Annotated in this window: 8 protein-coding genes; 5 read left to right on the forward strand and 3 right to left on the reverse strand. The window is 41.7% G+C overall.

What is annotated here, in order from left to right; all coding sequences use genetic code 11:
* Positions 1-6: 6 nt before the first annotated feature.
* Complete coding sequence (locus NG22_RS17565; protein ID WP_172674335.1) at positions 7-1359, reverse strand: response regulator; 1353 nt, start codon at positions 1357-1359, stop codon at positions 7-9.
* 201 nt (positions 1360-1560) lie between these two features.
* On the opposite strand from NG22_RS17565, the gene NG22_RS05895 reads away from it, so the two are divergent.
* The 4 genes from NG22_RS05895 to NG22_RS05910 all read left to right on the forward strand — a co-directional run bounded on the left by NG22_RS05895 (position 1561) and on the right by NG22_RS05910 (position 7206).
* Entirely contained in the window at positions 1561-3969 is a 2409-nt protein-coding gene (locus tag NG22_RS05895) for a TIM-barrel domain-containing protein (RefSeq protein ID WP_053404869.1), read from the forward strand.
* Between the two features lie 102 nt (positions 3970-4071).
* Positions 4072-4650, forward strand: a complete 579-nt coding sequence (locus NG22_RS05900) for a Crp/Fnr family transcriptional regulator (protein ID WP_053404870.1) — start codon at positions 4072-4074, stop codon at positions 4648-4650.
* Between the two features lie 117 nt (positions 4651-4767).
* Positions 4768-5991, forward strand: a complete 1224-nt coding sequence (locus NG22_RS05905) for a serine hydrolase (RefSeq protein WP_053404871.1) — start codon at positions 4768-4770, stop codon at positions 5989-5991.
* A gap of 117 nt (positions 5992-6108) precedes the next feature.
* Positions 6109-7206, forward strand: a complete 1098-nt coding sequence (locus tag NG22_RS05910) for an ISAs1 family transposase (protein ID WP_053404476.1) — start codon at positions 6109-6111, stop codon at positions 7204-7206.
* A 664-nt stretch (positions 7207-7870) separates the two neighbouring features.
* Here NG22_RS05910 and eutB read toward each other — a convergent pair.
* Complete coding sequence (eutB, locus tag NG22_RS05920; protein WP_053404873.1) at positions 7871-10171, reverse strand: ethanolamine ammonia-lyase subunit EutB; 2301 nt, start codon at positions 10169-10171, stop codon at positions 7871-7873.
* 415 nt (positions 10172-10586) lie between these two features.
* Here eutB and NG22_RS05925 point away from each other — a divergent pair, with 415 nt between their 5' ends.
* Entirely contained in the window at positions 10587-11177 is a 591-nt protein-coding gene (locus tag NG22_RS05925) for an isochorismatase family cysteine hydrolase (protein WP_082305004.1), read from the forward strand.
* A 2-nt stretch (positions 11178-11179) separates the two neighbouring features.
* On the opposite strand, the gene NG22_RS05930 is transcribed toward NG22_RS05925, so the two are convergent.
* Entirely contained in the window at positions 11180-11947 is a 768-nt protein-coding gene (locus NG22_RS05930) for a hypothetical protein (RefSeq protein WP_053404875.1), read from the reverse strand.
* Positions 11948-11983 lie beyond the last annotated feature (36 nt).

The following is an 11983-nucleotide window of genomic DNA, read 5'->3' on the forward strand; positions in this document are numbered from 1 at the left end:
CCCTTACTATTCTTCCTTTTTACTTAAAAGATATTTCAGGCGTTCCAGGCTTAAAGGTTTGGAGGTGAAACCTGAAACGGGTTTGAAATTAGAAGCCTTATTTTCATCATCCGGATCAATGGAGGAGGATAACATATGAATTTTAATATTAAAAGAACGTTCCTCAAAAGCTTCCAAAAACTCCCAGCCGGACATATACGGCATATTGATGTCCAGAAAGATAATGTCCGGAAGGCTTTGGCTGTTTTGTAGTTCCTCCAAGGCCTCATCCGCACGAAGAAATGATTTTACTTTTAGCCCCGAGTCCAGCAATTCCAGCATTTTGGTGGAGATTTTATGATGCAGCGGGTCATCGTCAATCATCCAAACATTGGATACCGCCAAAGGGGAGGCCTGTTCAAAGACGGGCTGTTCTCTTTGGTGCAGGACATCATTCATTTCATGAAGTTGATCATCCAGCTCATTGGCGCTTTGAAGCAGTAATTGTATGTTTTCATTTTCCGGGCAATCCTCCAATAACAATTGCGACAGCCCGATGATGCTGCTTAACTTTGCACGAATCTTATGCGAATTAATATGGTTAAGCTCTCGAAGTTTTTCATTTTGGGTCTGTAGATCCCTATTCAGGGCTTTTAACTGTTCCTGAAAGCGCATTTCCTCTGAAATATCTTTCACAAAAACTGCGCATCCGGTCACTTTTCCATCCATGATGATGGGGTTGTAGTTCGCCTGAAAATAGGTGCGCTCATAAAGCTCATTGCCATATACCTGCGTGATGGAATAAGACTCCCCATCCAATGCTCGCTGAATATCGCTCTCTGCCTTGACATGGTCTCCGTTTACCCGCATATATTCCAAAACGTTTTTACCAATTTCAATATCCAGCCCATAAATCTTTTTCATGGTCAGGAAATGATTGCGGTTAAAAGCCGTGTAACAGAATTGATTATCAAGCGAAAAGATAATGTCCTCCGTGCTTTCAATAATACTGACCAACTGCGTCTCTAATTGGCTCGGCATCAAAGAAAGCGAAGCATTAGATATTTTTTGCGGAAAAAATTGAACAACACAATCTTCCACTGATATTTTCTGATAGAAAATTCGAAAGGGGTGAAGTGTTTTGGATTGTGGAAGCTGAAGCGCTAACTCAACGGCCGGACTATCCGTTTCGATTTGATTTTGCTGACAATGGAGAAGGATTTCTTGGATTAAAATTCCGGTAAACTCTTCACTGAGATATTGAAGTGCATTCTTATTATAATCTAAAATTTTAGCATTGGGAATATTTAATATAACTGCAGCAGTTGGGTATCCCGAGTGAATATTAATAAGCCCATTTTGTCCGGTATCGTTTTTCATCTCCATTTTCGTTACTTCCACACGTAAAGTCGCAATATAAACGAAAATAATAATTGATTTGTATGATTCTTTTTGGAATTTTTAATGATCTACCCGAAATCAAACGATTGTTGTGATTATTCAGGGATATTTCCGTCTAAATTTTGTTAAATTATGAATTGGGGAGTTGGTTTGTTATTTACAATACAAGATTAAAATGGTATGTTAAATAGACTTTTTGCTGGACTGTTTGTCGCTTTCCTGTTCACCGGACAGGTATTTGCTCAACGCGCATATCAGGGGTACCAATATCATCCTGATCACCTTGAGGTTAACACCAATGATGGGAAAATTCATATTACGCCCTATGGCGCATCTTCCTTTCGGGTAGATTTTTTAGCTCATGGAGAGGCATTGCCTTTTCCGGTGAATGCGGCGGCGGGTGCTCCCGAACGTACGGAAACCAAGGTAAAAGAAACGGAAACGCAATTGATTTATTCCGTTGATGATTTATCGGTGATATTAGAGAAAAAGCCCTTTCACCTACGCTTTGTACGCGATGGAAAGGTCATCCTATCTGAAGAGAAAGGCTTCTTTGATCAGGATTCTGTGGCCGGATTCCGCTTTGAATTACAGGATAATGAAAAACTGATCGGTGGAGGGGAACGTGTATTGGGCATGGATCGCCGTGGTCACCGCTTAGAGTTGTACAACCGTGCTTCCTATGGTTATGAGAAACATGCGGAATTGATGTATTACTCTATGCCGATGTTGGTTTCTTCGGAGAAATACGCTTTGATCTTTGATAATGGCGCCAAAGGATTTCTGGATCTTGGCGCTACGGAATCCAATATTCTTCAATTTGAAGCGATGGGTGGCAACATGAGCTACTTTGTTGTCGCTGGAGAAGATTATCCGGAGCTAATGGATAATTTTACGGCTTTGACTGGCCGTAACCCAATGCCGGCGCGTTGGACACTGGGGAACATTGCTTCCCGTATGGGCTATCACAGCCAGGAAGAAGTGGAAATGACCGCCGGAAAATACAAAACCGAGGAAATTCCATTGGATGGTATCGTGATCGATCTTTTCTGGCAAGGTAAAGACCTGACCGGTCATATGGGGAATTTGGATTGGGAGCCGGACAGCTTTCCGCAACCCGAACAAATGATGGCGAACCTAAAAGAGGATGGTGTTAAAACGATTTTGATTACCGAACCTTTCATCCTGACCAATTGTAAGACCTGGGACTCAGCGGTGGAAAATAAAATTTTGGGAACGGATACTTTAGGGAATCCTTATAAGTTTGATTTCTTCTTCGGAAACACCGGTTTGGTGGATATTTTCAAACCTGAGGCCAAAGATTGGTTCTGGTCTTTCTACAAAAAGCATACTGATGCTGGTGTTGGCGGATGGTGGGGCGATTTGGGAGAGCCTGAGGTTCATCCTGCTGGTTTGCAGCATGTGAATGGTTCTGCTGATGAGGTACACAATATTTATGGACATGAGTGGGCGAAAATGGTCTACGATGGATATGCCAAAGATTTTCCAAATGAGCGTCCGCTGATTTTGATGCGTTCCGGCTTTGTGGGTTCTCAACGTTATGGATTGGTGCCCTGGACGGGAGACGTGAACCGTACCTGGGGTGGTTTATGGCCACAGGTAGAACTTTCCTTGAGCATGGGACTACAGGGAGCAGCTTATATGTCTTCTGACTTGGGTGGTTTTGCGGGGACTTATGAGGATCCTGAATTATACCTGCGTTGGTTGCAATTTGGCGTATTCAACCCGGTTTATCGTACGCACGCTCAGGAAGAGGTGCCCGCAGAGCCGGTATTTTGGGATGTGAAAACCAAGGCCATTGCCCGTGAGTTTATTCGTTTGAGATACCAAATGATGCCTTATAACTATACTTTGGCTTATGATAACCACACTACGGGTATGCCATTGATGCGTCCATTGTTCTTCGAAGAAGATCGTGCAGATTTGATCGACTATGTGGATGCTTATATGTGGGGAGATGCCTTCCTGGTAGCGCCGGTTCGTGAAAAAGGACAGCAAAGCAAAAAGCTTTACTTGCCAAAAGGTCACCGTTGGTTTACTTTCGATACCGATCAGGTATTTGATGGCGGTCAGGAAATTTCATTGCCTACAAATATTAAGCATTTGCCGGTAATGGTGAAGGCAGGATCCTTTGTACCGATGGCGGAGGTTTTCCAAAGCACTGAATTTTATAATACTGAAAAACTGACCCTGCATTATTTTGCTGATCCTTCGGTGGAGGAAGCCAAAGGAGAAATGTATGAGGATGATGGCCATTCCAAAGATGCCATTGCCAGGGGAGATTTTCAATTACTGAAATTTGAAGCTGATCAGGTGGGCGATGCTTTGAAAATTGCATTGGAAAAGACTGGCAAAGGTTATGTAGGAGCTCCTGCGGAGCGTCAAACGACTTTGATTGTCCACCAATCACCGGAAGCGAAAAAGGTGTCCGTAAATGGGGAGAAAATAAAAGTGCAGAAATCCAAAGAGAAGTGGGCTGCCAAAGGTGGTGCATTCTATGACGAGGCAAGCAAGCAGCTACATTTGACCGTAGCATTTAAAGATAAAGTTGACATCGTGATCAACTAAGTATATCTGATATCGCATTTCAAGGGCCGGGGCTATTTTTAGCTCCGGTTTTTTTATGACCGATTTTTAATAAATGCTTTTTTATTTTCGTACCTTCCTGCCATGTCGTTAAATCTTTCCCTTCTTCAATCTATCATTAAAATTTATGGAGAGGTCTCTTCGGCCAACCTGAAAAAGATTGCGGATTTGGTGTCGCTTGTTCAATTGGAAAAGGGGACATTAATTTGTAAGGAAGGGAGCAGTAATAATAAAGAGTATTTCCTGACAGCGGGAATTTGTCGTTCTTTTATCTTATCGGAAAAAGGAGAGGAGATCAGTTTGGGCTTTTATATCGGCCCCGTTGTTTTACCTCCACAGACCAGCAGAGTAAAGTTTGAAAAATCTTTATATCAAATGGAATGCCTCTCCGGGGTGGAGATACTGGAATTACCAGCGGATCAATTTTTAAACCTCATGGTGGAAGAGGAGGAAATCCGCAACTGGGGAAATGCGGTACTGCATCAGGAATTAAGTGAAAAGGTGGAGAAGGAATTAATATTGGCCAGTTGTGGAGGGAAGGAAAAGCTTCAGTGGTTCCGTTCCAAATATCCCCTTTTGGAACAACGGATCCCACATGGGATGATTGCCTCATTTTTGGGCATGACTAATATTTCACTAAGTCGGTTACGCGGTGGGGTATAGAGAGGACAGGATGGTTCTTTTTTTCTTTTATATTATTATCCCAAAATAGCGTTTTTTTGATATGGTTTGATCCTAATTATCAGAATGTTGAACTTGAAATAACAACATTGATGATTTATGAAAACCTGGTCAATTTTAACGATTTTCGTCTCCTTTTTTTGGGGAGCAACCGCTGCAAAAGCGCAAGAGTCTGATGGACTAAAAGAGGAGGTAGCTCAATTAACACCTCCTTCCAGAACAGATCAACCTCTATTATCAGATTTTCAGTCTCAACAAAATCAGAGGCCGTTTCATAAACCACCGCATCTGCCGGATGATATTTTGGTGAAGCCTTTGGAAGAACTGGCTTTGAAACCCACGGACTTCAGTCCGATGGTGGCGGATATTTCCAAAGAAAACCTTCGTTTTAAGAAAGAATTATTAGCAGGTAAAAAGCCAAATCAATTGCGCCAGAAAGGAGCTGTGGACAGCTTCCTTTTTTATCAAAAAGGGGCACTTCGGCTGGAGCAATATTTTGCTTATTCGGCAATTGACCGTCCTCATTTCCAAATGTCAATTACTAAAAGTATGACGGCTCTGGCGGTAGGCCTGGCTTTGGAGGAAGGGATTTTCCATTCGGTGGAAGACCCTGTTTTGAAATATTTTCCTTTTGATCAGGGAGAGTTGCCTGAAGCTGCATTCCAAATCAAGATGAAAGATGCACTCACGATGCAATCTGGTATTCGACTACCGAAAAATTTTAAACCCGCCACAGTAAAGGAAGATTTAGAGCTTTGGCGTCAGATTTTTAAGGAGGCAGAATACCATCCAGCTGGAACCACTTACAAATATCAGGGGATTGATCCGTCCTTGTTCAGTTCCGCCCTTTATCTGCAGACCGGGAAAACCATGGAAGAATATTTACATGAAAAATTATTGATGCCAATGGGCATTAAAGCTGCTTTTTCAACCACCCCACAAGGGATGACCAAAGCCCCCGCAGGAATGGATCTTACCTCCAGGGATATGCTAAAATTAGGAATTTTAGTTTTAGAGCAGGGGAAATTTGCAGAACATCAGTTTCTATCTTCCTCCTGGATAAAGGAAATGACGGACGCATATGCTCAAAATGGAAAAAATGAATACGGATATTTTTGGTGGCGCCATGTTGAGCGTTATAATGAAAAGGAGATTGCAGTTATTTCTGCGCGGGGAGCGGGAGGACAGTTTATTTTTATTTTGCCGGAATTTGAGGCGATCTGTATTTTTACCTCCTATGGCACGCGGAAACCATTTCAATATTTATCTCAGGAAATTATTCCCATATTGGCCGGGGGGAAAAACTCCCGGAATCTCCATTAACAATTGTTAATGCAGGGTATTTCATTTTCTGCCTAATTGGGAATAAATCAAATTAATGGAAAATAGGGCAAACGCATCAAGTTAAAAACTATTGAGAAATTGGTTTATTTTTGCCCTATGAATACACCCACGACTATTTTTTCAGGAGTAGAAGACCCTCGCCAAGAGTGGAGATGTCTTCATCCATTAGAAAATATCCTTTTTATCGCCTTAGCAACAATGATTTGTAATGGCGAAGATTTTGAAGATATGGTAATTTTCGGAGAGCAAAATTATGAATGGCTAGCCGAGTGCCTTGATTTATCGAATGGTATCCCATCTCATGATACCTTTAATCGAGTTCTACAAAGATTACGACCAGACTCATTGCTGAATAGTCTCAAAGAAGATGGGCAACAATTACTGGACGTTGTAAATGAAAAGCAGGTGATTTTAGATGGGAAAAAATTAAGGGGAGTTTCTCCAAATCAAAAAGGGAATAAAGGTTTATACATATTAAGTGCTTGGGTTGGTGAAAATAATATTTGCATAGGCCAACAAAAGGTTAAAAATAAAAGCAACGAAATTACAGCCATTCCTGAATTACTTGATAGCATAGAATTGGCCGGCGCTACGGTGAGTATTGATGCGATAGGGTGTCAAAGGGAGATTGCTCAAAAAATAACACAAGATTGTGATGCTCAATACTTTCTTTCGCTTAAAAAAAACCAGAGGAACAGTTATCAGATTGTTGAAGATGCATTCCGCTTCCACAATCCTAGCAAATTTGACTTAATGATTGAAGAAGGGCATGGAAGAAAAGAAGAACGTAAATGCACTATAATTTCAATGGCATCTTTGCCGGAAGAGGAGCAATTAACTGGTTGGGAAGGGCTAAAAACTATTGTTAAGATTGAGAGTAATCGAAATGTTAAAGGGAAGGAAAGTAAGCAGGTTAGATTCTACATGAGTTCTGAAGAAATTTCAGATCCAAAATACTACAATTTATTGGCAAGAGGACATTGGAGCATAGAGAATCAACTGCACTGGCATTTGGATGTGACATTTAATGAGGATGCTTGTAGAGCCAGAAAGGATCATTCCGCTGAAAACTTAAATATCCTCCGAAAAATCGCACTGCAGAGAATTTCTAGAATGGATGATAAACTCAGTAAGAAAAAGAGGAGATACAAGGCTTCAATGGATCATAACTACCTTATATCCATCATCTCCTGATGCGTTTGCCCTAAATGGAAAATGAAAAAGTAGTGATTTATGTTATTTGTTATTGGGTAGGCCAAGCCCCTGCTCAAAATACCGCCCTATTGGTGATTGATTTGCAAACTATTTTCCTGAAGGAAGATTCCCTATTCATGTGGATTTGGCCGCAGTGGAGATTTTCTTTGAAGCCATTCATAAGCAGGAGCGAAATTTTTGCCGAAGCGGACAGTACTTTAATATTTTATGTGCTGAATGAATGGCATTCGCCTTTAGTCCGGATTCAATCCTCTTTTAGCTGCAAGGAGGGAAAAATGAAGGAATAGCCTCCTGTTTCGAGTTTTTTCCAATGAAGCAGATGAATGAGGAGAAAGCAATATTGCCCAAATTTGAGCTAAAAAAATCAGCAGGAATGTATTGAGTTGATGATAAATCAGATAAGGTGAATTACTTAATTTAGTGGTGAATAATTCGGGTTAAAAATTGGATTGCCGGAAATGTATCAAAGGCAGATGCGGAGGGGGTATGGCTTGATGATCGCTTAATGTTTTGTGCCGATCAGTTTTATAGCTTTCAGGACGCGAAACCAATTTAGGAGGAACCGTATGCGGGAAATCTGCTTGTACGGATCTGTGAGGGAGCGTGGAGATAACGAACCGCTCTTCTCGGAAATCCGGCCGGCTTAAGCTTGGTGGAATAATTGATTAATAATACTGACCGTTTCTGATGCGGCTATTTTTGGCTGAAGAGCCGTATCAGAAATGCCCGAAACGACACGAGTAATATCATGGTCGATTTCACCTTTAGCCCAAAGGTCTTTACTCGAAACAGTTAAATAGGCGGAGAAATTATGATGTCCGGAGCCGGGGCGTTCTCCAATAATGTGAATGATCCCACGCTTTTCTTGCTGTTTTCCTGCCTCACCAAAAATATATTGTCCACAGTGATAGCCTGCCCTTACACGTCCATTTTTGATGATGACAGGCTGTTTGCTCAAGTGGTAATTATTAACCGCCAATTCATTTTGCAAATGTTCCAAATAAGGAAATAGATGCCCATCATCCATGATGGCCCGGGCGTTTAAGCCATCCGAAATAATGATCTGAATTTCGGGACTTTCGCCTTTCCAACTCGATCGCATTTCTCGTAAAGCGCTTAGCGATTGACTCGTTATTTTTTCTCCACTCTCCGGATGGTAAACATAGTCCTTTCGGTCAGTTGAAACTGTAAATACCCTCAAAGCAGCAGGGATGGATAAAACAAAATCAGCATTCATTTCTGTCCAAATGCTCACTTTTGCATCCTGGTATAAACTTTCTACTTCCGCAGCTAAGCCGGGATTTAAATCCCAATAATGTTTACCATAACCTTCTGCAATATTCACACCTCTTGATTTGATGCGCTCAATGGCGGCTTGGCCTTCGGCATAAATATCCTCTTTACTTCGGTGATCGTTCTTTTGCTTACAATATTGATAATACACCCAAATTGGATCTCCAAAGTGCTTTGTAGGCTGATTGTCCTCGTCAATAATTTCCAAATCTTTAAAAAATTGCCATATGGTATCCTCGACCTTATAATTGAATTTTTCCCGTACCCGTATATGGTCACTGAAGGAAGTAGTCAGGTAGCTTAACATGGGGTCATTTTTAGTCGGTAAGGCCATGAAATAGGCCGGATTGGCGGGCATAATTTCATCGATGCACCAGTTCAAATCGTCCAGGTCGATGTCCATATGCAGGGTGGAACAGATGTCGAGACCGATGGTTAAGCCGTGAAGTTTTCCCATCGTAATATCTTCCAAACAACATCGGACTAATTGTTCCTTGGTTCGGAAAACCTCAGGGCCAATAAAGCCGGCCACATTATTCAAAAAGGAGGTAGGAGGGTGCTGGTCATTTTGTGACATATAGGTTTTCAGGGCCCTTAGAAAGCCATATTTTCGCGCTTCATGGATCACCATATCAAAACCTTCTCCATGTCCGTTGGTGAAATCGGCTCCCTGCCCCGTTTCAATATATAAGCCATATTGACCATTGCGCTGCTTCGCATATCGGATCATTTTTTCAATGGTCACATCAAAAGTTTGATTCGCTTCGACGGTTCCAGCAAGACTTTGAAACCAAATGCCAGTGCTGCCCGGATGCTCTTGCTCCACCTTCGCTTGAATGTCGATATGGGAAAGCACACAATTGGGCATTTGCTCCTGAAGCCTGAAGGTTTTTAGAACATCATAAAGTGCGGCTTCAATTTTGGCGACCGAATCCGGATTACTGGAAACGGGATTGGTGCCTAAAAGTAAATCGCCTACGGCAAAGGACCAGGCATTGAATACCTGCCAAATGATGTCCTCCGTATTATCTGTTGGAGAATTCGGTTGCACACGCGCCCCTAAATATCCTTTGCTACCAATTTTACTGTTGGGCAAAACATTGAAAATTTTACTGCCGGTTTGGAGGAGTTCCTGATTGCTCATGAGTTTGACTACACAAGCGATCACATCACTACTCAGATAGGGCATTACCGCTTTTACGGCCTGTTCATCTTCCTCAAGGATAAAAGCTTTGAGGTCGCCCATCGTCCAGTCCTGATATTTTTCATCGTATAAGGTGGTCTTTTGGATCAATCGATATAAATTATCCTCGAAAATGGGATGTTGAACCAGCGACCCAATTTTAGTATTGGAGAGTAATTTTCTTGCTGTTGCCCGCTGTTGTGGATTTTCAGCAGCGATGCCCAGTAGGTCATCTCCTTCCTTAAATTCATTGGCCGCCCCTAATAGTTTTTTGTATAGGTCAGCATCAAATTGACCAGCAGTTTGTGTGATATAGGAAAATAGATCTTCTTCCGTAGGAGAAGGCTGAATATTCCTATAGGGCGGTTTTTGCCCAAAGGCATCCAAACAGCTGAAACTACTAAAGGCAAAGTAAAGGCCGAACTTTTTGGATTGCGCTAAAAATTGCTTGCGGGAGATGAGCTTCATGCGGGATATGGTTGGTAGACTATTAATTTACAAAAACATTTATTCTTTTCTTAGGTGCAAAGTGTTGAGGTACATCTTTTTAAATAGGCTTTCGGAAATAGGGTATAAAGTTCTAACCAGCATGAGGTACTACTAAGTTTAAAAAATCTATCCCATAAATTTAATTCAAATACCTACCAGGGCGATTACGGATGTTTTTTTCCACCAGAATCAGGGGAGCTTAACTTCCTGTGATTCCACTTCAGGAAAGTGATATTTTACCAGTGCATTATCTGGTGTGGAAGTTCTGGTATGCGGGTGTATGGAGTGAAAATCTCTCCCAATATCAAAAAGATCAATTTGTACACCACCATTAACAATTGTTAATGCGCTAAACTTTTTTTTCCATTTACTTGTGCGCGTATCAAAATAGTTAATGATGAAAAAGTGGTGTTTTATCTTCCTTTGCCTATGTATGTGCTCGATTAAGCTGGTCGCACAGGAATCTGCCTTATTAGTGATCGATGTTCAAAGCAATTTCCTTCGGGAAGATTCCCCCATGCATGTGGAGCTGTCCTCTATATCGACCTTCTTCGAGGGGATTAATGGGCTGGAATACCAATTTTCCCAAAAGGATAGTACTTTGGTTTTTTATGTAGTAAATGAATGGCATGCCCCCATTAAAAACTGGATGACCGGAAATGTCTCCAAAGCAGGTGAAGCAGGAGTGGAGCTGGATGATCGCTTGCTGTTGTGTTCTGATCAGCTTTATTCCAAATCTAAAGGCGATGCGCTGTCCAATTCAGCATTGAAAGAGGCACTTATGGAAAGGCAAATCGAGCAAGTAGTCGTGGTAGGCTTATTTGCAGAAGGCTGTGTCAGGAAAACAGTAAAGTCGTTGGTCAGGCATGGTTATAAGGTCACCATTCCATCCGCTGCCATCGCCTCCAAAAATGGAAAGAAAAAGGAGAAAGCCCTTCGTCAATTGGAAGCACATTCTCCTTTTGTAAATGTAATATGGGAATAGGTCTATTCTCCTTTCCAGTCCAAATAATTGACATCAATCTGGACATTCATCATTTCGCCCATTTTGACACTTTGTCGACTGGAGGCAGGCCAGTAACGACCATTGGTTTTTTCAAATTGAAAATTCACCGTGGAGGTCATGTTTGGGGTCGCCATATTGATTTTCTCCAGGAACAGCCATTGGTCTAATTGTAAAGTCCTAATTTGGGCAAATATACTGGTGCCATCCGGCATGCTGGAGTTTACACTAATGCTGGAATAATCCTGCGTGATCGAGATCTCATCATTTTGCATTTCCTTTTCCAGGCTTACCTGAATGCCATTTTCAATGTCTTTAATTTTGGTTTTATTCGCGGGAGCATCCAGAAAGTCGGTCATGAAATATTCTTTTATCAGCACAAAAGCACCTTCCGCTGCCTGCAGGTAACCGGCTTTCATTTGGCCAAGGCCCTCAATTTCATTTTCGGCAATATCTAATTCAGAAAGTTCGAATTGGCTTTCCTGGCTAAGCAAGTCATAGTGAATTTTTACGGTAAGGTTTTGCAATTGGCTGGCCACTACATCTTCTCCCTCCGCCAAATACTTCGGAGCAAGCTTAGCGAAAAGTTGTGCGACTTCCGGTATATAGACTTTAAAGCTGATTTCCTTTTGAAGGTCCCGATCAAGGCGATAAAATTTTTCATTGATCTCTGTGATCGAAGGTTGCTGGGCAAAAGCGGGAATGTCGGTTAACCAAAGGGCGGTGATAAGGAAAGCGATATTTTTAAACATAAATCTTCTGTCTTTGTGGCAAAATACAGTTTTTAG

Origin of the sequence: Persicobacter sp. CCB-QB2 (genome assembly GCF_001274635.1) — a bacterium.
In the GTDB taxonomy this organism is placed as follows: domain Bacteria; phylum Bacteroidota; class Bacteroidia; order Cytophagales; family Cyclobacteriaceae; genus Persicobacter; species Persicobacter diffluens.

Coding starts and splice junctions, on each gene's coding strand:
- NG22_RS17565 (WP_172674335.1), bottom strand. CDS start 1,359: ATGAAAAACGATACCGGACAAAATGGGCTTATTAATATTCACTCGGGA.
- eutB (WP_053404873.1), bottom strand. CDS start 10,171: ATGAAGCTCATCTCCCGCAAGCAATTTTTAGCGCAATCCAAAAAGTTC.
- NG22_RS05895 (WP_053404869.1), top strand. CDS start 1,561: ATGTTAAATAGACTTTTTGCTGGACTGTTTGTCGCTTTCCTGTTCACC.
- NG22_RS05910 (WP_053404476.1), top strand. CDS start 6,109: ATGAATACACCCACGACTATTTTTTCAGGAGTAGAAGACCCTCGCCAA.
- NG22_RS05930 (WP_053404875.1), bottom strand. CDS start 11,947: ATGTTTAAAAATATCGCTTTCCTTATCACCGCCCTTTGGTTAACCGAC.
- NG22_RS05905 (WP_053404871.1), top strand. CDS start 4,768: ATGAAAACCTGGTCAATTTTAACGATTTTCGTCTCCTTTTTTTGGGGA.
- NG22_RS05900 (WP_053404870.1), top strand. CDS start 4,072: ATGTCGTTAAATCTTTCCCTTCTTCAATCTATCATTAAAATTTATGGA.
- NG22_RS05925 (WP_082305004.1), top strand. CDS start 10,587: ATGATGAAAAAGTGGTGTTTTATCTTCCTTTGCCTATGTATGTGCTCG.